This is a genomic window from Streptomyces sp. NPDC127190 (assembly GCF_042672505.1).
Classification (GTDB): Bacteria; Actinomycetota; Actinomycetes; order Streptomycetales; family Streptomycetaceae; genus Streptomyces.
Genome location: NZ_JBHXVE010000024.1, coordinates 82,438 through 109,280 on the forward strand (window position 1 = coordinate 82,438; position 26,843 = coordinate 109,280).

A 26,843-nucleotide genomic window follows, 5' to 3' on the forward strand; every position below is an offset into this window, starting at 1 on the left:
GGGTGCCTTTCAAGAACCGAGTGACGTGAGGATGTCGCGCCGCAGCGCGGTGCGCGCCGGATCGTCGTGCGCGCCGCGCTCGCGCGGACGCGGTACGTCCCGTACGGCGACGAGGCGGCCCGCCCCGAGCACGGCCACGCGGTCGCCGAGGAACAGGGCCTCGTCGACGTCGTGGGTGACGAAGACGACCGTCGCGCCCGTCCCGCGCAACACGTCCACCAGCAGGTCCTGCATGCCGGCGCGGGTCTGGGCGTCGAGGCCGCCGAAGGGCTCGTCCATCAGGAGGGCGCGCGGGCGTCCGGCGAGGGCGCGGGCCAGCTGGGTGCGCTGGCGCTGACCGCCGGAGACGCGGTGCGGCAGCTGCCGGGCCCGGTCGGCGAGTCCCACCCGTGCCAGCCAGATCTCGGCCTGTTCCCTGCGTCGCGTCCGGGGCAGGCCCTGGATGGCGAGGGGCAGTTCGACGTTGGCGCGCAGGGTGCGCCAGGGCAGCAGGGCGTCCTCCTGGAAGATCAGCGCCCGGTCCGCGCCCGGGGCGGTCACCGGCCGGCCGTCCTGTTCCACCGCCCCGTCCAGCGGGGGCAGCAGCCCGGCCCAGGTGCGCAGCAGCGTCGACTTCCCGCAGCCGGAGGGGCCGACGACGGTGAGGATCTCGCCCGCGGCGACGTCCAGGTCGACGTCGGCCACGGCGGGGGCGTCCGGCCGGCCGAGCACGGCGCCGCGCAGGGTGAGGCGGGCGCCGCGCGGGGCCGCCGGACCGCCCCTCGCCCCGGCCGGTCGGGTCTCAGACGAGGTGCTCATCGCGTGCCTCCTCGGCCGGCGCGGGTTCGGTGGGGGACGTTACGGTCAGGGCCCGGTCCGGCCGGGGCCGGGGCCGGGTGCCGGGGACGTACGACGTGCGCGGCAGCCAGCGGGTGAGGCGGCGGCCGAGCAGTTCGACGGCGGTGGTGGTGAGCCAGCCCAGCAGGCCGATGGTGACCATGCCGACGAACACGCCCGGGTAGTTGACGATCGTGTAGTCCTGCCAGGTGCGGTACCCGACGCCGTACTGGCCGGAGATCATCTCGGCGGAGATCACACAGATCCAGGACACGCCGATGCCGACGGAGAGGCCGCCGAAGATGCCGGGCAGTGCGCCGGGCAGGACGACGGAGCGCAGGATCCGCCACCGGCTGCCGCCCATGGTGCGTACCGCCTCCTCCCATACCGGGGTCAGGGCGCGCACCGCGTGCCGGGTGGAGACCAGCACCGGGAAGTAGGCGGCGGTGAAGGTGATGAAGACGATGCCCTGCTCGTTGGAGGGGAAGGCGAGGATGGCGACCGGGACCAGGGCGATGGCGGGGATGGGCCGCACCACCTCCAGGACCGGGCCGAGCAGGTCCTCGGCGAGCCGCGAGCGTGCCACGAGCACGCCGGTGGCCACGCCCAGGACGGCGGCGAGGAGGAAGCCGGTCAGGATCCGGGTGAGGCTGTGGGTGAGGTCGGTCCAGTAGTCGGCGCCGGACAGCCGGTCGGCGAAGGTCCGGGCGACATCGGTCACCGTCGGGAACTGCGAGAAGCGCACCCACACGTCCACATGGAGCGCGGTCAGCAGCTGCCACAGGCCGAGAGCGGCGGCCAGCGAGCCGGCCCGCAGCACGAGCCGGCCCGTCCGCCGGGGGTACCCGCTCATGAGGCCCGCCCCAGGGCGTCCGCGTAGGTGATCACCCGGGCCCCGCTGTGACCGGCCACATAGGCCTGTGCGGTGGCCGGGGCCACGAAGGGCAGCAGCTGCGCGCCGTCCGCCACCCAGACGGCCTTGTCGGCGAACCAGAGGGTGCCGGTCGTGGCGTCGGGGACATAGGCCGCGCGGATGCCGTCCCTGTGCCGGGCGACATAGGCGAGCAGCCGGGTGGGGGACGTGAAACTCCGGGTCTTCGTGGCCCCCTTGGGCCAGACCTCGCTCGCGGCGGCGGGCGGGGCCGCGGCGAGCCGCCCCGCGTAACCGGCGCCGAGGGCCTTCCTGACGTACCGGTCGTCGACGAAGGCCTTCACGTCGATGTCGCCGGTCAGCTTGGCCGCCTTCAGCACCGACACGTCCTGCTCGAGCGCGGAGACGAGCTGCGGCTTGACGGCGGGGTCGAACGTGGCGATGCCGTGGGCGCCGTTGTAGAGGTAGACGACCTCGGCGGGCAGGCCGGTGGCCTTCGCGACCTTCTCGGCGGCGTCCACCGGACGGGCGTCGAGGTAGTCGGTCGCTTCGGCCTGGGCCTTCAGGAACGCCTCCAGCACGGCGGGGTGCTGCCGGGCGAAGTCCTCGCGGGCGGTGACGCCGTGGAAGGTGGGCAGGTCCAGCTGGGCGCCGTCGTACAGGGCCTTCGCCTTGCCCTGGTAGGCGAGCAGGCCGGGCCAGGCCACGAACTGCGACAGCGCGTCCACGCTGCCCGCCGAGAGGGCCGACGCGCCCACCGCGGGCTGCTGGTTCAGCTTCTCGATCCCCGTGTCCGGGGCGATGCCGGCCCGTTGCAGGGCCCGCACCAGGGTGCCGTCGGCGGCCGAGCCGACGCTCGTGGAAACCTTCCTGCCCTTCAGGTCCTTCAGGGACGTGAGGGTGGAATTCGGTGCGACGACGACCGTGTTCAGGCCGCCCTTGAGGTTGTAGCCGGTGACCGAGACCAGGTGGGTGGGCCGGCCCAGCTGCTTGCCGCGGGCCGCGTTGATGAGCAGCGGAAAGTCCCCCATCGAGCCGATGTCGATCTTCCCGGCGGTCATCTGGGCCGTGATGGGCGCGCCGGTGGCGTAGTCCTGCCAGTCGACCTTGTACGTCCTTCCGTCATGAAGGGCGTTGAGCTGCTTCTCGAAGTAGCCGAGGGAGCGCAGGAGGGTGCCGGCGGTGACGGTGTTGACGGTCTTGGACTGGTATCCGACGGTGACGGTGACCGTGGAGCCGCCACCCGCCTCGGCACTGCCGCCGCAGCCGGACAGGGGGAGCAGCAGAGCGGATGCGGCGAGTGCGACTGCCGTGCGTTTCATGGGAGTTGGGGCCTCTCAACGGAGCAGGTAGGGCATGTTGACCGTGACGGCTCCGGTGGGACAGCGGGCCGCGCACGGGCCGCAGTACCAGCACTCGTCGACGTGCATGTACGCCTTGCCGCTGCTGACGTCGATGGCGAGGGAGTCCAGCGGGCACATGTCCACGCAGAGCGTGCAGCCGTCGATGCACTTCGACTCGTCGATGGTCACGGGCACGTCGGCCCGCTGGGGCGCCAAGGGCATGGCTGTCTCCAGTGGATGTCGAGCTGTTCGGGGATGACGTCAGACGGAGCGGTGCAGCAGGCCGCTCATCGTGATGCGGTCGCCGCGGAAGCGGATGAACTCGAGGTCGACGGGCCGGCCGTCGGCGAGATGCGTGAGGCGTTCCAGCATCAGGACGGCCGAGCCGTGCGGGGCCTCGAGCACGGCGGCGGAGTGGGCGTCGGCGTTGACGGCCTCCAGGGTGATCTCGGCATGGCCGAGCGGCAGCCCGCAGACCGCCTCCAGCAGGCGGAAGACGTCGGTGTTCTCCAGGTCCGCGGTCAGCAGCGCGGTGCCGATGTCCAGCGGGATGTAGGTGAGGTCGAGGGAGAGGGGGAGGCCGTTGAGGCGGCGCAGGCGCTCGATGTAGAGGACGTCGGCGCCGGCGGGCAGGCGGAGTCGGTCGGCGACGGGGGCGGGGGCCGGGACGGGGCCCATGGTGCGGACCTCGTTGGTGACCCGGCCGTGTTCGCGGAGGGTCTCCGCGAGGCCCATCAGGCGGTCGAGACCATGCGGGTATTTGCGGGCCACGACCAGGGTGCCGACACCGGGCTGGCGCTCGACGAGGCCCTCGGTGCGCAGCAGGTCGAGGGCCTGGCGGACGGTGTTGCGCGAGGCGCCGTACTCGGTGGCGAGGGTCGACTCGTGGGGGAGCGCACCGTCCGGAAAGGCGTCGCTGAGGAGCTGGCGCCGGAGCAGGTCGGCGAGTTGCCTGGCCCGGTCGGCGCGCAGCCTGCGCCGGCTGCGGTGGGCGGCGACCGTGGTCGCGGCGCCTTGGCCGGCGTGGTCTCGGATGCGGTCGGTGGGCGGCATGGCCCGAACCATAGCCATCCGCTGGGAATCGTGGTGTTGCTGGATTGTTGCGCCACCTGACGGACTGGGGGAACCGTCGCTGACCTGGGCTTTCAGCGGGACGGTGGGAGCATCCGCCGTCCGGCCTCCCATCATGTGAGACATCGGGCGGCCGGGATGTTCGCCGAACCGGCCGCGCCCACCTCGCACGGCATCCGAATCGCTCCGTATGCCGGACTGTGTGCTACGGCAACATGACGACTTTATGGCGTCGCCAGGCAAAACCTGGTGCCGCGCCACACCGCGGACCAAGCTGACGTGTACACCTCCACGTCCTCTTCACAGCCCCAGAAAGCCTCACCGCGCATGTATTCGACCTGTCTCCTCGGTGCTCCGGAAGCACACATCTCGTGTGGGGCGAGGAGGTGCCGCGCGTGGCCCGCTATGTGATGCGCAAGGCGGTCGGCTGGCTCCTGATGATCGTGGTCGCGACGAACGCCACCTACTTCCTGGCCAGTTGGTTCCTCGACCCGCGGTCGAACTTCAAGGAACTGCGGCCCGTCCGCAGCGAGGCACAGATCGACCGCGCCCTCGCGCCGTACAACCTGGACCCCAGGGTCCCGCTGGCGCACCGCTGGTGGGACTGGCTGACCTCGGTCGTCCTGCGCTTCGACTGGGGAAAGTCCCCCACCGGCGTCTCCGTCAACGGCGAAGTGGGCTACCGGGCCCTCATCAGCGCGGAGCTGGTCGTCATCGCGACCGTGCTGTCCGTCGTGCTCGGCGTCGCGCTCGGTGTCTACACCGCCGCACGGCAGTACGGCTGGGCCGACCGGATCTCGCAGGCCGTGTCCATCGTGGTGTTCAACGTCCCCACCTCCGTCGCCGCCCTCGTCGTGGTCTTCGTCGCCATCTGGCTGAACCAGCACGCCGGGCTGCACTTCCTCTATGTCGCGGGGGAGAACTCGCCGGGCGTCGAAGGACTGCTCCCCACGATCGGTGACCGCCTGCTGCACCTGATCCTGCCGACGCTGACGCTCACGCTGATCGGCTACGTCGGCTATCACCTGACGCAGCGTTCGCTCCTGCTCGACACCCTCCACGCCGACTTCGTGCGGACCGCCCAGGCCACCGGCCTCACCCGCGCCCAGGCCATCCGCAGGCACGCGTTGCGGGCCGCGCTCATCCCGACGGCCGCGTCCGTGGCGTTCAGTGTCCCGGCCATCTTCACCGGTGCCGTCATCACGGAGACGGTCTTCGGCTGGAACGGCATGGGCCGCTACTTCATCCAGACCATCAGCAAGAACGACGTACACGGCGCGGTCGCGACGGCCGCCTTCGCCGCGGCTCTGACCGCGATCGGCGCGATCCTCGCGGACATCGCCACGGTCTTCCTCGACCCGAGAGTGCGGGTGAGCTGACGTGAGCACCGATGCCCCTTCCCGTCCGGTCGCGGAGCACATCGCCACCACCGCGCGGAAGCGTTCGAACCTCGGCCTCGGCCGGCTCTATCTGCGCCGCTTCCTGCGCAACCGCCTCGCCGTCGTCGGAGTGGCGATCTTCGCGCTGCTGGTGCTGTTCGCAGCCTTCGGCGGCCGGTTCACCTCCTACGCCTACACCGACACCGACTTCACCGCCCTCACCCAGCCTCCGAGCAGCCTCCACTGGTTCGGCACCAACCAGGGAGGCAACGACATCTACGCCTGTGCCGTGCACGGGCTCCAGCGCTCCCTGACGATCGCCGTGACCGTGTCGGTCCTGACCATTGTCCTGGCCGCGATCATCGGCTCCGGCGCCGCGTACTTCGGGGGCCGGGTCGAGCGAGTGACCCTCGCCGTCATCCACTTCCTGCTGATCGTGCCCTCGTTCCTCATCCTCGCACTGGTCTCCCACCGGCTGGCCGGCGACTGGCGGGTCCTCATCGTCGTGCTGACCGTGTTCGGCTGGATGTCCACGGCCCGGGTGATCTGGTCCGTCTCGACCTCACTGCGCGAACGGGACTATGTGAAGGCGGCCGAGTTCATGGGGGTCGGTCCGCTGCGGATCATCTTCCGGCACATCATCCCCAACCTCGGCTCCCTGCTGATCGTCAACCTGACGCTCGGGGTCGTGGCGACCGTGCTCAGCGAAACCGCCCTCTCCTTCCTCGGGTTCGGCGTCCAGACCCCGGACGTCTCCCTCGGCACGATGCTCGCGGACGGCGCGACCACCGTCACGAGCGCCCCCTGGCTCTTCGCCTTCCCCGCCGGTCTGGTCGTCCTGCTCACCGTGTCGATGACCTTCATCGGCGACGGCTTGCGCGACGCCCTCGACCCCACCTCGGTGACCGGCTCGGCAGGAGGCCGACGATGACCCTCGCCACCCCGCTGCCCGCCCCGGCAGCACCGGCCGACGCGACTCCCGTCCTCTCCGTGCGGGATCTGCGGATCTCCTTCCCCTCCGAGGCGGGCACCGTCGAGGCGGTGCGCGGCGTGAGCTTCGACCTGCTGCCCGGCCGGACCCTCTGTATCGTCGGCGAATCCGGCTCGGGCAAGTCGGCCACCGCGATGGGCGTCATGGGCCTGCTGCCGCCCACCGCCGACCTGCGCGGCCAGGTGCTGCTCGGCGGACAGAACCTCATCGGCCTCGACGACCGGGCACTGTCCAAGATCCGCGGCAACTCCATCGGCATGGTCTTCCAGGACCCCTTGTCCGCCCTCACGCCGATCTTCTCGGTGGGCAGGCTGCTCTCCGACGCCCTGCGCGTCCATCAGGACCTGACCAGGCGGGCGGCCTGGGAACAGGCCGTGCAGCTGCTCGATCTCGTCGGCATCCCCGACCCGCGCAACCGGGCCGCCGCCTTCCCGCACGAGTTCTCCGGAGGCATGCGCCAACGCGTGGTCATCGCCATGGCCATCGCCAACCGGCCGTCCGTGCTCGTCGCCGACGAACCCACCACCGCACTCGACGTCACCGTGCAGGCCCAGATCCTCGACGTGCTGCGGCTGGCCCAGCGGGAGACGGGCGCCGGTCTCGTCCTGATCACGCACGACCTCGGGGTCGTCGCAGGCCACGCGGACGACGTCGCCGTCATGTACGCCGGCCGGTTCGTGGAACACGCGGGCGTCGAGGAACTCTTCCGCCGGCCGGCCATGCCGTACACCGCCCGGCTGCTGGCCGCCGTGCCGACCGTCGACGGCGGCTCCCGCCGCCCCCTGGTGCCCATCGGCGGAGAGCCCCCCGCCCTGGTCGACCTCCCGGCCGGCTGCCCCTTCGCGCCCCGCTGTGCCGTCGCCCTCGACGCCTGCCGCTCCGACGAACCGGAGCTGCGCCATGTCACCGGGCACGGAGACGTGGCCTGCCTCCGCGCCACCGAGATCGCCGACGGATCCCTGGACCCGGCGGGCGATGTCGCGCCCGTCGACCCGCCCGCACCCCCGCGTGGTGCCGGGGCCGGCGAGGTGGTGCTGCGTGTCGAGGACCTCGTCAAGACCTTCCCCGTCACCAAGGGCGCCCTCCTCAAGCGCCGGGTCGGCACGCTGCACGCCGTCAATAAGGTCAGCTTCGAACTGCGCGCCGGGGAGACGCTCGGCCTGGTCGGGGAGTCCGGCAGCGGCAAGACCACGACCCTGATGGAGATCCTCCGGCTCAGACGGCCCGAAGGCGGCCGGATCGAGGTCTCCGGCATCGACGTCGGCACCGACGCAACCGGGACGCGCCGACGGGAGCTGCGGCAGGACGTACAGATCGTCATGCAGGACCCCCTGGGGGCCCTGGACCCCCGGATGCCCGTCTTCCACTCGCTGGCCGAACCCCTACGGGCGATCGGGCGAGACCGCGAGGCGATACGCGCACGGGTCCACGAACTGCTGGCCCTGGTGGGGCTGGACGACTCGGTGGGCGACCGCTTCCCGGCCGCACTCTCCGGAGGCCAACGCCAACGCGTGGGCATCGCCCGCGCCCTGGCGACGGAGCCGAAGCTGCTCGCGCTCGACGAGCCGCTCTCCGCCCTGGACGTCTCCGTGCAGGCCGGAGTGATCAACCTGCTGGCGCGGCTCAAGCGCGAACTCGGCCTCGCCTACCTCGTGGTCGCCCACGATCTGGCCGTGATCCGGTACATCTCCGATCGCATCGCGGTGATGTACCTGGGGCACATCGTCGAGAGCGGAGACACCGAGACGATCTTCTCCGATCCGAAGCACCCGTACACCCGGGCGCTGCTGTCGGCGATCCCGATCCCCGACCCCGGGCGCGAACGCACCCGCGAACGCGTCGTGCTGACGGGAGAGCAGCCGAACGCCGCGCGCATGCCCGCGGGCTGTGTCTTCGTCGACCGCTGCCCGCTGTACCGGCTGGCCGGCGAGGAACTGCAGAACCGCTGCCGCACCCAGCCCCCCGTGCCGACCTCCGCGGCCGGGTCCCCCGGCCATCAGTACGCCTGCCACGGCGTCTGAACACCGGCCCGCGACCTTGTCCCTCACCGACCTCTAAGGAACCTTCCACCATGCGCACGAGACTGGCCCTGCCCGTCGCTCTGATCGCCGCCGTCTCCGTCACCGCCACCGCGTGCCAGTCCTCGTCGGGGAACTCCGCGCAGCCGGACGCGAAGAACGCCCCCTCGGCCGCGTCGTCCGTCGCCGACTACAACCCCACGCCGTACGACCGGATCAAGGACGGCGGCACGTACACCACGGTCGGGACCTTCGACGACCAGGGCAACCCGTTCAACGTCAACTCCACGCTGACCGCGTCCCGCGTATGGTCCTGGTACAACGCCGACGCGATCACCTACTCGCCGACCGGCGAGGTGCAGTACAACCCGGACTACTTCAGCGATGTGAAGGTCTCCGTGGAGGGCGGCAACCAGAAGGTCACGCTCACCATCAACCCCAAGGCCGTCTTCAACGACGGCACTCCCGTCGACTGGACCGCGATCAAAGCCACCTGGCAGGCCAACAACGGCTCCAACCCGGCGTACGCCGCCTCCTCCACGGACGGCTACGACCAGATCACCTCGGTCGAGAAGGGCCGGAACGCCAAGCAGGCCGTGATCACCTTCAAGGGAGTGAACCCCTCCTGGTCGAGCCTGTTCACCACCTTCCTGCATCCCAAGGCCGCAACGGTCCGGAACTTCAACAACGCCTACGTCAAGAAGGCCCACCCGGAGTGGGGTGTGGGGCCGTACACCGTCGGCACGTGGGACACCCACTCGGGCGACATCACGTTCGTCCGCAATCCGAAGTGGTGGGGCAGGAAGGGCAAGCTCGACCGGCGCGTCTACGTCAACCTGGAATCGACCGCGGCGGTCAACGCCTTCAAGAACGGGCAGCTCGACTACGTCTCCGCGGTCGACGCGGAAAGCCTCAAGCAGATCAAGGGGCTCAAGGGCACGGAGATCCGCAGCGGCGGAAGCCCCTTCGAGTACTCGCTGTACTTCAACACCAAGTCCCCGGTGCTCGCCGACCCGGCCGTACGCAAGGCCATCGAGGAGAGCATCGACCGCACACAGATCGCCAGGATCCGGTTCCAGGGCCTGGACTACAAGGAGCCGCTGCCCGGCTCCGCCATCCTGTACAGCTTCCAGAAGGGCTACCAGGACAACGTCTCGGCCGTGCTGAAGTACGCGCCGGACGCGGCACGCAAGGCACTCGACGCAGCGGGCTGGAAGCCCGGGAGCGACGGCGTACGCGTGAAGAACGGTAGGAAGCTCGAAGTCGGCTACACGCTCCTGGGTGACGACCCGCTGGACAAGGCGACCGCCGGCGCCTTCGCGGCGATGCTGAAGCCGGTGGGCGTCCGCCTCGACATCAGGAAGGCCGACGAGGCGGACTTCTCCAAGATCCTCAGCGACCGCAGGTTCGATCTGTTCCTGTCGGGAAACCGCTCGATGGACCCGTTCGGCGCCCGCTACCTGTGCGACTTCTACTGCTCCGACCGCGACTCCAACATCACCGGTGCGGGTTCGCCCGCGCTGGACAAGGAGATCCGGGCCACCGGCCGGATCGCCGACCTCGGCAAGCAGGCCGCGGCGGCCAACCAGGTCGAGCGCAAGGCACTCCGGCAGTACGCCTTCCTCCCGCTGTTCAGCGGCCCCTCGACCTACGGCGTGAAGAAGGGCCTCGCCAACGTCGGCGCGACCATCTTCTACAACCCGCTCCCGGAGACGGTCGGCTGGGAGAAGTGACCACCCGCAGGACGGCCGCGCCCACGGTGGCCGGCCGCGCTCCCCGAAAGGACGTACCGGCCGCTACGGCGAGGTCGGAAGCTGCGGGGAGCGGAGCACGAGCAGGGTGATCTCGCTGGGGGCGAAGACGCGGAAGGGCGGGCCCCAGAAGCCGGTGCCCCTGCTGGTGTAGAGCAGGGTCCGGGTGCCGTGGCGGCTGAGGCCGGCGAGGACGGGCTGGTCGATGCCGACCAGGTGGTGGAAGGGCCAGATCTGGCCGCCGTGGGTGTGGCCGGAGAGCTGGAGGTCGACGCCGGCGGCTGCCGCCCGGTCGACGAACTTCGGCTGGTGTGCCAGGAGCAGGACGGGCAGGCCGGGATCGGCGCCGTCCAGGGCTCCGGCGAGATGGGCACGGTGGCCTGCCAGGCCGGAGGACTCGGCGGTGACGTCGTCCACCCCGGCGACCACGAGGGTGTCGCCCCCGCGTTCGAGCAGCAGATGGCGGTTGCGCAGCGGCTCCCAGCCCAGCTCGTCCATCAGGTCGACCCAGCCCTGGGCCTCGCTGTAGTACTCGTGGTTGCCGGTGACGTACACCCGGGCACGAGTGGCCCGCACGGTCCCGAGGGGGGCCGCCTGGGCGCGGCGGCGGTCGGCCGTGCCGTCCGCGATGTCGCCGGTGTGGCAGACCAGGTCGGCCTCCAGGGTGTTCACCGTCTCGCACACCCGCGCCGACCAGCGGGCACGGTCGAGCGGGCCGTAGTGGGTGTCGGTGATCAGGACGACACGGAGGCCGTCCAGCCCGGCACCCAGCCGCGGGAGCTGCACGTCGAGCCGGCGCACCCGCGGCACGCGGCGGGCCTCGGCGTACCCCCAGGCGAGCAGGACGGCGGTCACACCGAGGACGGCCCACGTCACGATCCGGGCCCGGCCCTGACCGTCCCCGACGCCGGCCACGCTCAGGGCGAGCCGCAGGAAGAGGCCGAGCAGAACGGACCAGGTGAACAGCACCCAGCCGGCGCCCAGCAGGGTGTCACCGACGATCGCCGCCCGGTCCTGCTGGCGCGGGCCGTGGCCGCGCACCATCGCGAGCGGCATCCCGATGAGGCCGAGGACGGACAGGGCGGTGCCGGCGAGCGTGACAGGCAGCGGCCAGTGCTGGCCGCCGTACAGCAGCACCCAGCAGGGCACGGCCCACAGCAGGACGGGGGCGATCACGGGGAGGTAGCGCATCAGGCGGTGCAGCCGGCTCGGCCGCAGGTCTCGTGTCTCACCCTCGGCGGGCCGGGTGCTGCTGGTGTCGGTCACGCTTCCCCTCCTGACCAGGCTGCCGTGCGACAGCTGTCATGAGCGTAGTCCGTGTCCGTCGCACAGGGTCCTCGCGTCGTGATGACGGACGTGCGGTCGGGTAATTCAGCGAAGGCGCGTCATCGCAGCGAGGCACCCCACCGCACCTGTTCCCGGATACGGCTCTTGAGGAGTTTGCCCCCCGGCCCGCTCGCGTTCCCCCGCGCGTACGGCCGGCTGTGGGACGTGCGGGTGCGGGAGGTGGGCGACGACGCGGTCCGGCTCCACGGCGATCACCGGCCGGTGTGGTGCCCGACCAGGTGGAACCGGCCGGCCCGAGCACCTCCAAACAGATCTCCCGCCGCGTCCGTGAATCCGTACGGGCCGGTCCACGTGGTGCAATTGGCCGAAGCGGACCCACTGGCTCAGGCGTCGATGATGACGGGGATGATGAGGGGCTTGCGGCGGTAGGTGCGGAACGCCCAGTTCGCCACGGCGCGGGCGATGAGTTGTTCGAGTTGGCGGGCGTCTCCGACGCCTTCCTCGGCCGCGGTGGCCAGGGTCTTCTCGATGACGGGGATGACCGGCTCGAAGGTGGCGTCGTCGTGGACGAAGCCGCGGGCCAGGAAGTCGGGAGCCTCGGCGAGGGCGCCGGTGTCCGCGTCGACGATCGCCACCACCGTGACCACGCCTTCGGCGGCGAGGGTGAGGCGGTCCTTGAGCGATGCTTCAGTGGCGCCGCCGACTTCCATGCCGTCCACGTAGACGTTGCCGGCGGGGACCTTGCCGGTGATGGATGCGCGTCCGTCGATCAGGTCGACGACGACGCCGTCCTCGGCGATGACGACCCGGTCGGGGTCGACACCGGTGCGGATGGCGAGGTCGGCGTTGGCCCGCAGGTGTCGCCATTCGCCGTGCACGGGCATGACGTTGCGGGGTTTGACGATGTTGTAGCAGTAGACGAGTTCGCCGGCGCTGGCGTGCCCGGAGACGTGCACCTTGGCATTGCCCTTGTGGACCACGTGGGCGCCCCACCGGGTGAGTCCGTTGATCACCCGGTAGATGGCGTTCTCGTTGCCGGGGATGAGGGAGCTGGCGAGCAGGACGGTGTCGCCCTTGCCGATGCGGATCAGGTGGTCGCGGTTGGCCATCCGTGACAGCGCGGCCATCGGTTCGCCCTGGGAGCCGGTGCACACCAGAGTGATCTTGTGGTCCGGGAGCTTCTCCAGCTCCTTCGTGCTCACGACCAGACCGGAGGGGACCTTCAGATACCCCAGGTCCCGGGCGATGCCCATGTTGCGCACCATCGACCGGCCGACGAAGGCGACCTTGCGGCCGTGCTGGTGGGCGGCGTCCAGGACCTGCTGGATGCGGTGCACGTGGCTGGCGAAGCTGGAGACGATGACCCGGCGCGGCGCGGTCCGCATCACCTGCTCGATCGCTGGGTTCAGCTCTCGCTCGGAGGTGGTGAAGCCGGGTACTTCGGCGTTGGTGGAGTCAGTGAGGAACAGGTCCACGCCCTCCTCGCCGAGGCGGGCGAAGGCGCGCAGATCGGTGATGCGGTCGTCGAGAGGGAACTGGTCCATCTTGAAGTCGCCGGTGTGCAGCACCATCCCGGCCCGGGTGCGGATCGCGACCGCGAGGCTGTCGGGGATGGAGTGGTTGACCGCCACGAACTCGCAGTCGAAGGGCCCGAAGCCACGGCGGTCGCCCTCCCGCACCCGCACCGTGCGCGGCCGGATGCCGTGTTCCTTGAGCTTGGCCTCCAGGAACGCCAGCGTCAGCTTGGAGCCGACGACGGGGATGTCGGACCGCTCGCGCAGCAGGTACGGCACGCCGCCGATGTGGTCCTCGTGGCCGTGGGTGAGGACCACGGCCACGATGTCGTCCAGCCGGTCCCGGATCGAGGTGAAGTCCGGCAGGATCACGTCCACGCCGGGCTGGGTCTCCTCGGGGAACAGCACGCCGCAGTCGACGATGAGCAGCTTGCCCGCGTGCTCGAAGACGGTCATGTTGCGGCCGATCTCACCCAGGCCGCCCAGGGCGATGACCCGCAGCCCTCCTTCGGGAAGGGGCGGGGCGGCTTTCAGTTCGGGGTGCGGATGACTCATACCCTGACGGTACCCGGAAAGCGGGACGGGATGATCCATTGCGTGTGTGATGCAACGAGCGCTCGACACGCACCCGCCCCTCCGGGGCCTGGTCCCGGCGCAGCAGGGCGCTCAGCTCGTGCTGGACCTTGTGCGCCCCGCCCCCGCCCTCTCCAGCGGGCAACACGAGGCTGATCGGGTGACGATGGAATGGAACAGATGGATGCGACGACGCTGCTCCGAGAAGGAGGCAGGTGCGATGACAGCTCCTTCACAATCCTCCGGCCCCGATTCCCCACACGGCACCGAGCCGCAGGAGGGCGCCCTGACCGAAGGCATGACAGCACTGGCGAACCTGGGCTGGCAGCTCTTGCTCACCATGGGCCTCGCCACCATCGCCCTGGGCGTCGTCGCGCTGGTCTGGCCCGGTGCGACGCTTCGTGTCGTCGGCGTGCTCTTCGGCGTCTACCTGCTTGCCACTGGTGTCTTCCAACTCGCCGCCGCCTTCGGCACCCACGTCCCCCGGCATCTTCGCGTACTGCACTTCGTCACCGGTGCTGCCTCCATCCTGTTGGGACTGATCTGCTTCAAGGGCACCCTCGAGTCGATCTTTCTGCTCGCCCTGTGGATCGGCTTCAGCTGGCTCATGCGGGGCATGCTGGAGACGGTTGCCGCAGCCTCTGACCGGACCATGCCGGGGCGCGGCTGGCACGTGGCCTTCGGCGTCATCGGCACCATGGCCGGCATCGTGATGATCGTCATGCCGTTCGCATCCATCGCGACACTCACGCTGGTGGTGGGCGTCATGGCCATAGTTGTGGGCCTGACCGAGGTGGTCCGCGCCATCAGGACACGCGTCGAGATCGGCCATCTCGCTTCCGGCCCGACCACCCAGAGGCGCCCTCTGTTCCACCCACGTGCGCACCCACAGCACTGAGACCCTTCACCGGCGGACGGCGGAGGCCTCGCCGGTGCGGCAGGCGGGTGACGGTGCTGAACCTTGCTGCACGGCGGCGCAAGTGCCGGTGGCCGGGAGCGGGTGCGGGGCGATCCCGTGGACCCGTGGACCGGTAGAAGATCCGCTTGCCGAGCTCTACGAGGAGCAGGTAGACGACGACCATGGCGGCCACGGTGGCGAGGAAGACGGTCGGCAGTGGTTGGAAGCCCAGGACGTGGGCCAGGGGAGTGGCCGGCAGGGCGGCGCCGAGCGCGACGACTCCCAGCGCGGTCAGCGTCAGAGGCAGACTGGGGCGACTGCGCCAGAACGGAATGCGGCGGGTGCGGATGGCGAAGATCACCAGGGTCTGCGTGGCGAGTGACTCCACGAACCAGCCGGTGTGGAACTGGGCGGCGTCCGCGTGGAAGACGCCCAGCATCACGGCGAACGTGACGAAGTCGAACAGTGAACTGATCGGCCCGAAACAGATCATGAACCGCCGGATGAAGGCAATGTCCCAGTGAGCGGGCCGCCGCACCTGCTCCTCGTCGACCTCGTCGGTGGGGATGGCGAGCTGACTGGTGTCGTACAACAGGTTGTTGAGCAGGATCTGGGACGGCAGCATCGGCAGGAAGGGCAGGAACAGCGAGGCTCCGGCCGCACTGAACATGTTGCCGAAATTGCTGGACGTGCCCATCAGGACGTACTTGATCGTGTTGGCGAAGATGCGTCGTCCCTCGGCGACCCCGTCCGCCAGAACCCCGAGATCCTTGTCCAGCAGGATCACGTCGGCCGCGTCCTTGGCCACGTCGGTGGCCGAGTCCACCGAGATGCCCACGTCGGCGGCGTGCAGCGCGAGGGCGTCGTTGACGCCGTCGCCGAGGAAGGCGACGTCGCCGCCGGTCTTCCGCTGGATCCGCACGATGCGGGCCTTGTGCTCGGGGCTGACCCGGGCGAAGACGGTGGTGTCGCGGATGGCGGCGGTGAGCCGCTCGTCGTCCATGGCGTCCAGGTCGTTCCCGGTCAGCACGGTGGCGTCGGTCAGCCCCAGGTCGTGGCAGACCTTGGCGGCGACCGTGGGGTTGTCCCCGGTGACGATCTTCGTCTTGATGCCGAGCCTGTCCAGCTGCCTCAGAGCCTCGGCCGCGTCGGGTTTGGGCGGGTCGCGGAAGACCAGCAGGCCGGCCAGGCGGAGGCCCCGCTCGTCGGCGGCACTGAGTGCGGTGGCGGGGTGGGCGGGCCGGGTCGCCACCGCGACCACCCGGTTCCCGGCGGCGAACTCCGCGTCCAGCGCCTCGCGGACCGGCTGGGGAACCTCCGTGCAGCGTTCCAGTACCGTCTCCGGAGCACCCTTGGTGATGAGCAAGGTGTCACCGGCGGGATCGGTGACGGTGACGGAGACCATCCGCCGCTCATGGTCGAAGGGCAGGACGCCGGCCCGTCTCCAGCCGCTGAGTACAGGGCGCTGGGCGGCCGGTGAGTCCCACAGGGCGTCGTCGAGCGGGTTTCCGCCCACCGGCCGGCCTTGGCCGTCCACGTCCGATCCGGTGCACAGCAGTCCCCGGTGCAGCACTTCCTCCGCCAGGGTGCCGGGGACCGGTACGGCCCGCATGAAGTCGATGCGTCCCTGGGTGAGGGTTCCGGTCTTGTCGGTGAACAGCACATCGACGTCGCCGAGGTCTTCGATGCACACCAGCCGTTTGACCAGCACCTTGCGCCGGCTCATGCGCCGGGAGCCGGCGGCGAGGCTGGTGGAGACCACCGCGGGCAGCAGTTGCGGGGTGATGCCGACCGCGATGGCGAGGGAGAACAGCAGGGCGTCGATCAGCGGCTTGTGCAGTGCGACGTTGATGATGAAGACCGACGTGGTCAGTGCCCCGGCGACGTAGACCAGAAGCATGGAGAAGCGGCGCAGGCCGCCCTGGAACTCGGTCTCCAGCTGGTGTCCGCTCAGGCCGGCGGCGATCTTCCCGAACTCGGCTTCGGCACCGGTGGCGACCACGACACCGCGGCCGCTTCCCGCGTGCACCACCGTGCCCATCAGGGCGCAGCCGGACAGGTCCGCCAGAGCCGTGCCGGCCGGAACCGGGGCGGTGTCCTTCGCGACCGGCAACGACTCGCCGGTCAGCACCGACTCGCTGCACTCGAGCCCGGCTGTCTGAAGCAGCCGTAGATCCGCGGGCACGATGTCGCCGAGCCGCAGTTCGACCACATCACCCGGCGCCAGGGCGGTGACCTCGACCTCCTGTGCTCGCCCGTCGCGCAGTACGACCGTGCGGTGCCGGATCTTCGCGTGCAGCGACTGGGCGGTCTTCTCCGCCCGGAACTCGTTGACGAAACCCAGGCCGACGGAGAGCGCGACGATCACCGCGATGATCATGGCGTCGCTGCGTTCTCCGACGAAGTACGACACGACGGCCGCGGCCAGCAGCAGGCCGAGCAGCGGGGACCGCAGCTGATGCCACAGCACCAGCCACGCCCGAGCTCGGTGGGAGTGGACGGCGTTCGGGCCCCAGCGCTTCAGCCGTGTTGCCGCCTCCTCCGACGTCAGGCCGCCCTCGGGCACCTGGAGATCACGGAGCACCTGCGCGGTGGGCAGGGAGGCCGCCGAGACGGCACGCCCCGCGGCCACCGGCCTCGCCCCGACCGTGGTCGCCATCAGCGCCCACCGCCCGGGCGTGTGCCCTCCCGCACAGGGAAACACACATGGCTCGACGAACGTTTGACAGTGCTGAGCGGGCGGCAGAACGGGTCCGCGCCCGCATCATCTGGCAGTCGCCTCACCATCCCACCCTCCACCCTTCACCGGTCACACCCCCATGGGCCGTCGGGCCCTGTCGCCGGGACCTGCTGCTCACCACGCAGCGCGCTCCGGTCAGTCGCCGTGACGGCCATGAGACCGTCCGACGAGTGAGGCCGCCCGCTGGACGACGGCCCATCCCGGCGGTCGCCATCCGGCGGGCGCGACGCCCGGCCGATGGCGGGGCACCCACACCCGCAGCGTCCCGGGGCTGATCCGGCACCGCACGGGGGTCCGCAGGGTGACGGCTTCGCCGTCGAGCCCGACGGGGACGACCGGGGCGTCGGCGTGGATGACGACGTCATCGGGTGTGGCCAGCCGGGTCAGTCCGTGCGTCTGCCCGCTGCGCAGCCTGGCGGCGGTTTCGGTGGGCGTCTCCGCCCTGGCGGTCAGTACTCCCAGGAGCCCGGAGTCGAGCCGCGCCCGCCTGTCCAGCCCGGCCGGGTCGTCGAGTTGGTAGGGATTGTTGCTCACCAGCACGGCATCAGGCCGGTCCACAGTGAGCAGCCCTGCGCGTACCCGCAGCTCCGGACCCTCGTGGCGGGCCAAAAATTCCGGGAGGATCCGTACCATCGTGCCGATCTTGTCCTCCCGGTAGGCCGGGTCCTGCACCAGGGCGGCATACGCGCCGAACGACACGTTGTTGACGAATGCCCGCTCGCCTGCGTACCCGAGATCCACGCGCAGCTCGACGCCGTCCCTGAGGGCCTCCAGCGCGGCTGAAGGGTCGTCACGGTCCAGGCCGAGATCCATCGCGAAGTGGTTGCGGGTACCCGCCGGAACGACCATGAACGGCAGGCCGCTTGCTGCGGCCACCTCGGCCACACGTGCCTGTGTGCCGTCTCCGCCGGCCACCCCGAGCAGATCCGCACCGTCGTGCACGGCGCGTCGCGCGACAGTCGCCAGGTCCTGGGGCAGGGAATGATCGATCAGGAAAACCTGAGCTCCGCACGCACGGGCGCGCTCCGCGATCCGGAACCGGCTCGCTTTCCCTCCCCCTGAGCGCGGGTTCACGATCAGATAGGGCCGTCGCACGCCGGCCGCAGGTCGCGACGCGCTCTCGGTCACGGCACGTACCGATAAGCCGCACGCACCGGCCCGGCGCACTTCAGGAGCGACAACAGGACTGCCGCGATCACACCCGCAGCCGGCGGCGCCGGCCCCGTCCGGGCCGACGCTCCGGCGATCGCATGTGCGGCCACCGCCACCATGACACTCCTTCGACAGGTGCGGCCTACGGCACCAGCTTGCAGCGGGGCCCGAGCATCCGCACCTGGGACGTACCTGGTCCACCCGCCACCGCGCCGGACGGTCGAGGCGCTGCAGCGACGGGTGCCGCAGGGCTACGACCCTGCCGCCTGACCGACGAACCCGCCGGGTGCTCCTGGACGGTAACGCTCCTCCTGACGCCCTCTCGGTCGCCGTCCGCTGCGCCGAGCCGGATGAGCGGGGCTTCGGCGAGGTCGTCGGGGGTGAGGCCGGTCCCAGTCAAGCCAAAGGGGTTCGTTGCGCCGGACATGCCGTTGTCCATGGCGCTCGGGGTCAACGTCGGCTCACAAACCGGGATCATCGAACTGGTCGAGGTCGAACTGGTCGAGAAGGAAGTCGACCGGTGCGAGGCCCGAGGCATCGGATTCGCCGTCGTGAAGAAGCTGCTCCGTCCAGATGACCTTGCCGTGGGTCGTGTACCGCGTTCCCCATCGCTGCGCGAACTGCGCCACCAGAAAGAGCCCCCGCCCGCCTTCGTCCGTGGCCGCCGCCCGCCGCAGGCGCGGCGAGGTACCGCTGCCGTCCGAGACCTCGCAGATCAGACAGCGTCCGTGCAACAGCCGCACGCCGATCGGTGGCGAGCCGTACCGGATCGCGTTCGTGACCAACTCGCTGACGATCAACTCCGTGGCGAATCCGGTCTCTTCCAGCCCCCACTCCGACAACGTCTCCCTGCAGCGCGCCCGCACCGAGGGAACCACCGCCGGATCGGGCGGCACGTCCCACTCGGCCACGCGCGAGGGCGGGAACATCCGGGTACGTGCCGTCAGCAGCGCGATGTCGTCGGAGGGGCGTGACGGCTTGAGCGCGTCGATCACCGCCTGACACGTCTCCTCCGGAGTGCGTTTCCCGGACCCGTCCAAAGCCCGGCGCAGCCTCTCCATCCCGACGTCGAAGTCGTGGGCGCGGTTCTCCACCAGGCCGTCGGTGTACAGCACCAGTTGTGAACCCTCCGGCAGGGACACCTCTGCGCTCTCGAAGGGGTAGCCGCCCAGACCGAGGGGTGCCGAGACCGGCACACCGAGGCAGGTGACCGTCCCGTCGGGGCGCACCACCACCGGTTCCGGGTGTCCCGCACGGGCCATGGTGCAGGTCCCCGCCACCGGGTCGTACACCGCGTACAGACAGGTCGCTCCGGTCACCGCCTCCCCTTCGTGGCCATCCGCATCACCCCTGTTCCTCTCGTTGTCCATGCGCACGACCAGGTCGTCCAGGTTCCCGAGCACCTCGTCCACGGGCAGGTCCAGGGTGGAGAAGTTGTGCACAGCGGTGCGCAGCCGACCCATCGTCGCCGTCGCGTGCAGCCCGTGACCGACGACGTCCCCCATCACCAGGGCCACACGCGCGCCCGGAAGCGGGATGACGTCGAACCAGTCCCCGCCCACCCCCTCCTCCGACGGCAGATACCGCCAGGCCACCTCCAGCGCGTCCTGCTCCGGCTGTCCACGCGGCAGCAGACTGCGTTGCAGCGCCACCGCCATCGCGTGCTCCCGGGTGAACCTCCGGGCGTTGTCGAGGGCTACCGCCGCCCGTACGGCCAGTTCCTCCGCGAAGGTGAGATCCTCCGGCTCGAACGCAGGGGAATCCGCCGTCCGGTAGAAGTTCGCCACGCCCAGCGGTACGTTCCGCGCCCGCAGCGGCACGGCCACCAGCGACCGCAGCCCGCCCTCCAGGGCCTTCCGGGAGCGCTCCGGGTCCTGTTCCCGCCAGCCCTGTGACCGGCGCAGGTCCGTCTCCAGCATCCCCCGCCCCTCCTGCAGCGTCCGCATCTGCGGGGTGTCGGGCGAGAACGCGATCACTTCGTCCAGCGGATACACCGGCATCATCCGCTGTTCGCCCCCGATCGCCGCCCGGCGCAGATGCCGCCAGCCCTCCGCCGTCGGCTCCCACCCCCGCAGCACCGCGTCGAGCAGATCCACGGTCACGAGGTCGGCGAACTGCGGCGCCGCCACGTCGGCCAGCTCCTGGGCCGTACGTCTCACATCCAGCGTCGTCCCGATCCGCACCCCGGCCTCGTACAGCAGCCTCAGCCGCTCCCGCGCGACCTCGGCCCGACCCGAGATCTCCGCCAGCTCCGTGGTGTCCCGGAGGGTCACCACGCTGCCGCCCCGGTCGCCCTGCGGGTACGTCGGCCGCTTGTTCACCGCCAGCAGTCGGTCCCCCGCGCGCCGCACCTCGTCGGTGACCTCGTCCCGCGACGACAGCAGGCTCGTGACCGACTCCGAAAGTCCCAGCTCCCGCACCGAGCGCCCCCGCACGTCAGCCGGCAGTCCGAGAAGCCGCGTCGCCTCGTCGTTCGCCAACAGCAGCCGTCCGTCGGCGCCCGTGATCAGCACCCCTTCCCGTACCGCGTGCAGGACCGCGTCGTGGTGCTCGTACAAATGTGCCAACTCCACCGGAGTCAGGCCGTAGGTCTGCCGCCGCAGCCGCCGGGACACCAGCGTCGTTCCCGTCATGGCCAGCGCCAGCGCGACCACGCCGCTGGCCAAGATGATCGACAGCTGCGGCAGCCACAGTCCCGCCACGTTCTTGACCGTGATTCCGGCGGAGACCAGGCCGACCACCGTGCCGCGCGAGTCGGTCACCGGGACCACCGCCTGCACGTCCGTCCCCTGGCCGGCGGGCAGAGGCGGCCCACCGGCCTGCTCGACGACGGTACGGCCCTTCAGCGCCGGTGCGATGTCGCCGACGAACTTCTTCCCGATCTCCCGCGGATAGGGGTACGTGTAACGAATCCCCTTCGTGCTCATGACGACGACGAAATCCATGCCTGTGCGCTTGCGCGCCGCCTCGGCCCGCGGTTGGAGCACCGCTGAGGGGTTCCGGCTCTGCAGTGCCGCGGCCACGCCGGGGGCACTCGCGAACGACTGGGCCGCGATGACCGACTCCCGTCGTCCTTGCTGCAGAGCGTCACGCGCCGCCTGGAGCACCATGCCCACCACCGCGGCCACCACCAGCAGGACCACGATGACGACCTGGAGGAGGAACACCTGACCGGCCGCACTGCGCAGGTCCATCCGGGAAGCGCGACCCTTGCGCGAGCGTCCGCCGGGCGGATGACGTTCCGGGCTCAGAGAGCGTCCGGAGAATGCCTCCATACACCCTTGATAACACCACTGTGGGCAAGCCGACGCTGATCGAATCCCTCGCGCGGCTGCCGGTCGCAGCGGCAGAGGGCGTCGGTGCAGGGAGGAACGAGCTGAGCGGGAGCAGGGCGTCGAGAGCAGATGCCCGCCTGCTCACCGGGAGCGGACGCAGCCGTGACACGGCTTCCAGCCACCTACGCGGTGCGCTCTGGGGTCCCGGGACGCCTACAGCGGACGGCGACGGCCGCGATGTCGTCATCGAGCCTTCCGCCGCTGTAACGGAGTAGGTCCCGGTGAAGCCGGTCCAGCAGCTCACGGGGCGTCGCCGGGCCGAGTTGCCGCATCCACTCCGGTAGCGGGAAGAACGCGCCGGCCCGGTCCCGGGTCTCCGTCACGCCGTCGGTGTAGAGCAGCATCTGGTCGCCGGAGGCGAAGGCGACGGTGTCGACGTTGTAGTCGCCCCCCAGGAGGGCCGCGAGGTTGAGGGGCGGTGAGGGAACGGTCGGCTCAAGGACGCGGATCTCGCCGCTGTGCATCACCAATGGCGGAGGATGTCCGCAATTGAGGATTTTGACGTGTCCGCCGCCCCTGGGGATCTCGGCGATCAGAGCAGTGGCGAAGTGCTCAGGCTGATCCGGGTCGAGGATGGCCACGCTGTAGCGCCTCATGCTCGTCTCCAGCCGATGGATGACGCCCTTCAGGTCGGGCTGGTCGTACGCGTTCTCCCTGAAGCAGTTGATGACTGCCGAGGCGGCTCCCACGGCCGACAGCCCTTTGCCGCGCACGTCACCGATGAGCAGCCGAACCCCGTACGGCGTGTCGGCCACCTCGTAGAAGTCGCCTCCGATCCGGGCCTGCTCCTGAGCCGCCAGATACAGCGACTCGACATCGAGGCCTTGGACGCGGCGCGGCAGCGGGCGCAGCAACACCTGCTGCGCCGCGTCGGCGACGAGCCGGACCTGGAAGAGCGTTTCCTCCCGTTGGAGTCGAAGATGACTCGTATATGCGGCCGTCAAGGTGACCGCGACGATCGCAGCCGCCGTGTAGGGCGTTCCGAGATCGGAGTACACGAGGCTCAGCCCGATCATGGTCAGCAGGCAGAAGGCCCCCAGTGCGATCGTCGGGAGCACGGGCCACATCGCAGCGGCCAGGGCGGGTGCGGCAGGCAGGAGACGGCTGAAGGCGATCTCCCTGGGAGTGGCGAAGGCCAGGCCGGTGATGAGGGCGGTGAGTATCACGGGGGACAGCAGGACGATCTCGCGTCGGGCATCGGATGAAGGGCGGTGGCGCCGGGGTCGTCCTATCCTCATCACAAAAATCATTTTAATGGGGCATAACGGGCTTCGTTCGTGAGGGCATCGGCGCCCATGCGCGCCGACCGGCCGCTGGACCGCACCGTGCAGCCCCCTCCACGGCTGTGAGCGGCCCTTCCGCGATGGGCAGCCCGGGGCCGCACAGTCGGCGTCAGCTGCGTGACAGCGAGTGCTGCGGCGGAGCCCCGTCGAGAACCATCCCGACGGGGCGGTTCGTCGTGGCCGCCGGCGGCCTGTCGGCCTGGGTTCTGTCTCTTTGGTCAGTTCCGGGTTCGGATGAGGATGGCCGCGAGGTGGAGTGCGGCCAGGCAGGTGAGGGCGAGCTTGACTCTCGGAAGCTCACCCGCTAGTCACTGCGGTCGTCCTGCAGCGCGCTGCGACGCTCCTGTTCGCGCTTGGAGTAGGCGGCTGCCCGGATCGCCTCATCGCTCTCCAGGCCGGATCCCAGCGCGCCGCCCACCGTGGCGACGGAAGCGACGAACCAGGACAGCGTCCAGTACTGCGTGGGGTGCAGCGGCGTTCGTGTCGTGGAAGCGAACAGCCGGTCGTTGAGGATGAACAGCGCCCACGCCAGGTTGATGACCACCAAACCCGCGTAGCAGACGATCACCCCGATACCCACGGTCACGACCGTCGAGGCGTTGTAGAGAGCCGCCCTCTTCCTGGCCTCCGGCGAGACCTCATCCGTTCGATGCCACAGGTTCGCGTCCACGATCAGCCAGCCGATCATGAGCGCGACAGACCCGACCATGGCGATCACCAGGCGTGGCGTGCTCAGGGAGGTGGCCAGGTTCCAGATGGTGGAGTTCACGGTGGCGACTGCTCCCGTGGCGAGTGCGGCCGCCAGGGCTTTCGACAAGCCCGGAACCAAGCGCCACGGCCGGTTGGCGCGGACCATACCGCCGAGCACCCTCAGGTATCCGCGCGGCCCACTGACGACGTACCGCTGATCGGCGATCTCCTCCTCACCGATCCGGCCTGGATGGACGGGCGCGAGACGACCGATGAAGGGCCCCCGCAGCTGACTTCCCGGAGGCCCTTCAGGCCCGGTGGCCTGCGGGCCCGCCAAGCTGAGGACGGCTTCTTCCACGGCCTGCCGGGCCCTGGTCTGCAGCCGGAAGCCCCCCAGCGCGGGAAGAGACAGCAGCGCCAAGCCGTGTTCGTGACTCAGATCCACCACAAGCTTGCGCCCATGTGAGTGCACGGGAAGGTCGGTGAGGGCCACGACGATGTCCCAGTTCCCCTCACTTCCGCGGTCCATGATGCGGCGCGTCAATGTGGACAGGTCCTCGGTCCCTGCGGTGAAGGGCTCACTGACCACCACGACGTCGAACCGTCGTCCCTGGCCTGACCTGTCGGCGAGCCGAGCAGGCAGCATCTGGGCCATGCGCTGCGCGATCTCCGTCGGCGTGTCCGGATCCGCCAGAAGAGCCACGACCGTAACGTCCTGCGATGACTCCCGCATGACCGGCCCTTTCCAGTCGGCTGACCCGGCGCTCACCAGTGCCCAGAATGTCCCCGATATAACGCCGACACCGCCTGACACGCTGGCCCCTGCCCATACCATCGGGCCTTGCCGACCAGCAGCGCCGGGACGATGATGCGCCGCCGGCCGAGCCACGACACCGTGCTCCGCTGGAGCATGCATCTCGGCACGTCGACGACCCGGCCGCCCGGCTCGGCTCTGCGAGCGATGATCGAGCTGGTCGACCTCCACGTCATCGCCTTGTGACGCCGGGCCGGGGCTCGGACGTCACCCGTCGGTGGTGTCCGGCCCCTGCGTTCGCCTCGCTCAGGCCGCGACATCCGCTGCGCATCCGCCGATGCTCGCGCAAGAGTTCCAGTGAGGCATCAGCCGGGTCCGCCCAGCACGATCTTCCACACTCGGGTCGCCACCTGGAGGTTCAGCCGGTCCTCGACGTTCGCGAGGTCGTGGCCGCTGATGTCGCGGATGCGCTGGAGCCGATAGCGCAGCGTGCTGCGGTGGATCGCGAGGGAGTCGGCGGTCTCGTCGTAGTTGCCGCCGCAGTCGAAGTACCGGGACAGGGTCTCCACCATGGTCGCGTGGTGCCGGGAGTCGTAGTCGATGAGCTGCCCGAGCCACTCCTGGACGAACGTCTCCAGTTCCCGGTGACCGCTGCCGGGTCCCAGGATGCGGTAGAGACCCAGCTCCTCGAAGAACGACGTGCCGTAGCGCTCGCGGGAGTGGCGGCGCACGTCCAGCGCGCGCTGCGCCTCCTGGTAGTGATGGGGGATGTCGTCCACGGAGTCGCAAGGGGCGCTCACCCCGATCGTCCCGGACCATGTCCCGTGTTCTCGGGCGAGCACCTCGTACAACGCGCGGGCGTGCGGTCTGTCGCCGGTGATGAGGACGACGTGGTCGGAGCGGTGGGTCAGCAGGGAGCGCATGCCCACCGCAGCGGCGGCCCGACCCACGGTCTGCGCGAAGGCATCGTCGGCGGTCCGGTTCGACCACTGCACCACGACGATGTAGTGGCTGCCGTGCAGGTCGTGTCCGACGGCCTCGGACCGGGCGTAGGCGCTCGGCTCGTCCGTCCCTGCCAGGAGGTCGTCGGCCAGCTCACGGTGCAGCCTCAGCTCCACTTCGGCCAGATCGCGCAGGTGCGTCAGCTCCAGGGTGAGCGAGGTGGCGGCGTGTCCGAGCGCGAGGACGATGTGCTCGTCGGCCTCGTCCCGGGTGTCGACCAGGGCCAGCACACCCAGGATCTCGCCGTGCGGGCGGATCAGGGTGATCAGCCGGTCCCTTACCCGCACCGGTCCGGCCTGACGGGCGACTGCGTGCAGCATTTCGTCCTGGCGCACGGGGTCCGGTTCGGGATAGGGGACGGGGCGGCCGGGACCGGTCCAGGACCGCAGCCGGCCGAAGCGGTCCTCGACCAGTGCGGGAAGTCCTGTGAGCCCGTGCAGTGCGCGGGTGACGGCTTCCTCGCCGCCACCCGAGGCAGCGGCGTCGGCCAGGAGAGCGTGAACGGCTCGCTCGTAGCCCAGCTCAGCCGCCACAGAGATCAGCTGCCGCTGGAGGGCTGTGCGTTCCTCCCTCAGCCGGTGCAGCTCCAGCGCGTCCTCGCGTCGGCGGCGGTGTGCGACGGCGACCGACAGTGCAGCAGCGGTGTGCCGGACGAGCAAGGCGAGCAGGGACTGCTCGGCCTTGGTGGGCCGGGAGCGGGACGTGACCACGAGGTAGCCGTGCAGGACCCCGGGTCCGCGTAGCCCCAGGGCGCGGCCCCAGGGCCTGCCGGCTACGGTCACGTTGCCGTCCTGCCCGGCCAGCTCCCGCACCCTCCGGTCCAGGGTCAAGGCATGCGCTCGCCCGTTCCACGGGCTGGGGACCAGGTCGCCGCCCACCTTGAGATATCCGGCCTCGGCGCTGTACGGCCCCGCGGCGACTATGTGATCCATGGCCAGGCGAAGGATCTCGCCTTCGTCCGGAGCGTCGAACTGGGCGCGGGAGAGCGCGACCAGTTCGAGGAGGGAACGGGCGGCTGGGGTACGAGCGGGCAGGCGGGGCCGCCCGGGCGCGGCCGTGGGGCGCCGCCCGGCGCTGCCCCGCGGAAGGCCGCCCGGCCGGTCGGAGCAGCGGTGGTACGGGCTGTACGCCCGACTGCCGGTCATGGGAGATCACTCCCCTCCTTCGAGGTGAGCGGCATTCGCGTACCCGGTCCCGGGCCGGCTACCCCGACACGTGTGGGTTCTTTCTCTCGTACTCGTGGGGTGACCGGACCCGTGCATTCCTGACTCGCCAGGCGCAGGCGTGGAGCCACCCGGTTCGTCACCCTGGGGAGTGCTCGAGACGCTCCGCGCGCACCGGTGGGAAACCGGCGGAGTCCCGCCTCTGTCTGAAC

The 26,843-nt window shown here is 70.3% G+C and carries 19 protein-coding genes; 6 read left to right on the plus strand and 13 right to left on the minus strand.

Annotated features, from left to right (window positions below; all coding sequences use genetic code 11):
- Positions 1–9: 9 nt before the first annotated feature.
- Genes ACFVIU_RS29905 through ACFVIU_RS29925 form a run of 5 tightly spaced genes read right to left on the minus strand, consistent with a single transcriptional unit; the run spans position 10 to position 4,083 of the window.
- The gene (locus ACFVIU_RS29905) at positions 10–798 is read right to left on the minus strand and encodes an ABC transporter ATP-binding protein (RefSeq protein ID WP_385846308.1); all 789 of its coding nucleotides are present in this window, start codon (positions 796–798) and stop codon (positions 10–12) included.
- Complete coding sequence (locus tag ACFVIU_RS29910; protein ID WP_385846309.1) at positions 782–1,669, minus strand: ABC transporter permease; 888 nt, start codon at positions 1,667–1,669, stop codon at positions 782–784. Before ACFVIU_RS29910 ends, ACFVIU_RS29905 begins: the two co-directional genes overlap by 17 nt.
- A complete protein-coding gene (locus ACFVIU_RS29915) occupies positions 1,666–3,009 on the minus strand; it encodes an ABC transporter substrate-binding protein (protein ID WP_385846310.1) in 1,344 nt (447 codons plus the stop codon). Before ACFVIU_RS29915 ends, ACFVIU_RS29910 begins: the two co-directional genes overlap by 4 nt.
- A gap of 15 nt (positions 3,010–3,024) precedes the next feature.
- Entirely contained in the window at positions 3,025–3,252 is a 228-nt protein-coding gene (locus tag ACFVIU_RS29920) for a ferredoxin family protein (RefSeq protein WP_055491243.1), read from the minus strand.
- A 39-nt stretch (positions 3,253–3,291) separates the two neighbouring features.
- Positions 3,292–4,083, minus strand: coding sequence for a GntR family transcriptional regulator (locus ACFVIU_RS29925; RefSeq protein WP_385846311.1), 792 nt, complete (start codon positions 4,081–4,083; stop codon positions 3,292–3,294).
- Positions 4,084–4,496: 413 nt separating this feature from the next.
- Between ACFVIU_RS29925 and ACFVIU_RS29930 the strand changes: the two genes are divergently transcribed.
- Genes ACFVIU_RS29930 through ACFVIU_RS29945 form a run of 4 tightly spaced genes read left to right on the plus strand, consistent with a single transcriptional unit; the run spans position 4,497 to position 10,222 of the window.
- Positions 4,497–5,480, plus strand: coding sequence for an ABC transporter permease (locus ACFVIU_RS29930; protein ID WP_385846312.1), 984 nt, complete (start codon positions 4,497–4,499; stop codon positions 5,478–5,480).
- A 40-nt stretch (positions 5,481–5,520) separates the two neighbouring features.
- Positions 5,521–6,411, plus strand: coding sequence for an ABC transporter permease (locus tag ACFVIU_RS29935; protein WP_385846347.1), 891 nt, complete (start codon positions 5,521–5,523; stop codon positions 6,409–6,411).
- Positions 6,408–8,492 (plus strand): dipeptide ABC transporter ATP-binding protein, encoded by a 2,085-nt coding sequence (locus ACFVIU_RS29940; protein ID WP_385846313.1) that lies wholly within the window; start codon positions 6,408–6,410, stop codon positions 8,490–8,492. The genes ACFVIU_RS29935 and ACFVIU_RS29940 overlap by 4 nt, the downstream gene beginning before the upstream one ends.
- A gap of 50 nt (positions 8,493–8,542) precedes the next feature.
- Positions 8,543–10,222, plus strand: a complete 1,680-nt coding sequence (locus ACFVIU_RS29945; RefSeq protein WP_385846314.1) for an ABC transporter family substrate-binding protein — start codon at positions 8,543–8,545, stop codon at positions 10,220–10,222.
- 63 nt (positions 10,223–10,285) lie between these two features.
- On the opposite strand, the gene ACFVIU_RS29950 is transcribed toward ACFVIU_RS29945, so the two are convergent.
- Complete coding sequence (locus ACFVIU_RS29950) at positions 10,286–11,506, minus strand: metallophosphoesterase (RefSeq protein WP_385846315.1); 1,221 nt, start codon at positions 11,504–11,506, stop codon at positions 10,286–10,288.
- Between the two features lie 404 nt (positions 11,507–11,910).
- Positions 11,911–13,596 carry a ribonuclease J gene (locus tag ACFVIU_RS29955; RefSeq protein ID WP_385846316.1) on the minus strand — a complete coding sequence of 562 codons (1,686 nt, stop codon included), beginning with the start codon at positions 13,594–13,596 and terminating at the stop codon, positions 11,911–11,913.
- 238 nt (positions 13,597–13,834) lie between these two features.
- Here ACFVIU_RS29955 and ACFVIU_RS29960 point away from each other — a divergent pair, with 238 nt between their 5' ends.
- Positions 13,835–14,512, plus strand: coding sequence for an HdeD family acid-resistance protein (locus ACFVIU_RS29960; RefSeq protein WP_385846317.1), 678 nt, complete (start codon positions 13,835–13,837; stop codon positions 14,510–14,512).
- Here ACFVIU_RS29960 and mgtA read toward each other — a convergent pair.
- From mgtA to ACFVIU_RS29985, 5 genes are all read right to left on the minus strand, one after another.
- Positions 14,421–17,171, minus strand: a complete 2,751-nt coding sequence (gene mgtA / locus ACFVIU_RS29965) for a magnesium-translocating P-type ATPase (RefSeq protein WP_385846318.1) — start codon at positions 17,169–17,171, stop codon at positions 14,421–14,423. The two genes, ACFVIU_RS29960 and mgtA, sit on opposite strands and share 92 nt — an antisense overlap.
- Before the next feature lie 216 nt (positions 17,172–17,387).
- Positions 17,388–18,605, minus strand: coding sequence for a diacylglycerol/lipid kinase family protein (locus ACFVIU_RS29970; RefSeq protein ID WP_385846319.1), 1,218 nt, complete (start codon positions 18,603–18,605; stop codon positions 17,388–17,390).
- 260 nt (positions 18,606–18,865) lie between these two features.
- Positions 18,866–21,598 carry a SpoIIE family protein phosphatase gene (locus ACFVIU_RS29975; RefSeq protein ID WP_385846320.1) on the minus strand — a complete coding sequence of 911 codons (2,733 nt, stop codon included), beginning with the start codon at positions 21,596–21,598 and terminating at the stop codon, positions 18,866–18,868.
- 263 nt (positions 21,599–21,861) lie between these two features.
- Entirely contained in the window at positions 21,862–22,905 is a 1,044-nt protein-coding gene (locus ACFVIU_RS29980) for a PP2C family protein-serine/threonine phosphatase (protein ID WP_385846322.1), read from the minus strand.
- Between the two features lie 421 nt (positions 22,906–23,326).
- Entirely contained in the window at positions 23,327–24,445 is a 1,119-nt protein-coding gene (locus ACFVIU_RS29985; protein WP_385846348.1) for a hypothetical protein, read from the minus strand.
- Between the two features lie 108 nt (positions 24,446–24,553).
- Between ACFVIU_RS29985 and ACFVIU_RS29990 the strand changes: the two genes are divergently transcribed.
- Complete coding sequence (locus ACFVIU_RS29990) at positions 24,554–24,712, plus strand: hypothetical protein (protein ID WP_385846323.1); 159 nt, start codon at positions 24,554–24,556, stop codon at positions 24,710–24,712.
- A gap of 119 nt (positions 24,713–24,831) precedes the next feature.
- On the opposite strand, the gene ACFVIU_RS29995 is transcribed toward ACFVIU_RS29990, so the two are convergent.
- Positions 24,832–26,613: a PucR family transcriptional regulator gene (locus tag ACFVIU_RS29995; RefSeq protein WP_385846326.1), complete on the minus strand. Its 1,782-nt coding sequence runs from the start codon at positions 26,611–26,613 to the stop codon at positions 24,832–24,834.
- Positions 26,614–26,843 lie beyond the last annotated feature (230 nt).

Coding starts and splice junctions, on each gene's coding strand:
- ACFVIU_RS29905 (WP_385846308.1), bottom strand. CDS start 798: ATGAGCACCTCGTCTGAGACCCGACCGGCCGGGGCGAGGGGCGGTCCG.
- ACFVIU_RS29910 (WP_385846309.1), bottom strand. CDS start 1,669: ATGAGCGGGTACCCCCGGCGGACGGGCCGGCTCGTGCTGCGGGCCGGC.
- ACFVIU_RS29915 (WP_385846310.1), bottom strand. CDS start 3,009: ATGAAACGCACGGCAGTCGCACTCGCCGCATCCGCTCTGCTGCTCCCC.
- ACFVIU_RS29920 (WP_055491243.1), bottom strand. CDS start 3,252: ATGCCCTTGGCGCCCCAGCGGGCCGACGTGCCCGTGACCATCGACGAG.
- ACFVIU_RS29925 (WP_385846311.1), bottom strand. CDS start 4,083: ATGCCGCCCACCGACCGCATCCGAGACCACGCCGGCCAAGGCGCCGCG.
- ACFVIU_RS29940 (WP_385846313.1), top strand. CDS start 6,408: ATGACCCTCGCCACCCCGCTGCCCGCCCCGGCAGCACCGGCCGACGCG.
- ACFVIU_RS29945 (WP_385846314.1), top strand. CDS start 8,543: ATGCGCACGAGACTGGCCCTGCCCGTCGCTCTGATCGCCGCCGTCTCC.
- ACFVIU_RS29955 (WP_385846316.1), bottom strand. CDS start 13,596: ATGAGTCATCCGCACCCCGAACTGAAAGCCGCCCCGCCCCTTCCCGAA.
- ACFVIU_RS29960 (WP_385846317.1), top strand. CDS start 13,835: ATGACAGCTCCTTCACAATCCTCCGGCCCCGATTCCCCACACGGCACC.
- mgtA (WP_385846318.1), bottom strand. CDS start 17,171: ATGGCGACCACGGTCGGGGCGAGGCCGGTGGCCGCGGGGCGTGCCGTC.
- ACFVIU_RS29975 (WP_385846320.1), bottom strand. CDS start 21,598: ATGGACCTGCGCAGTGCGGCCGGTCAGGTGTTCCTCCTCCAGGTCGTC.
- ACFVIU_RS29985 (WP_385846348.1), bottom strand. CDS start 24,445: ATGCGGGAGTCATCGCAGGACGTTACGGTCGTGGCTCTTCTGGCGGAT.
- ACFVIU_RS29995 (WP_385846326.1), bottom strand. CDS start 26,613: ATGACCGGCAGTCGGGCGTACAGCCCGTACCACCGCTGCTCCGACCGG.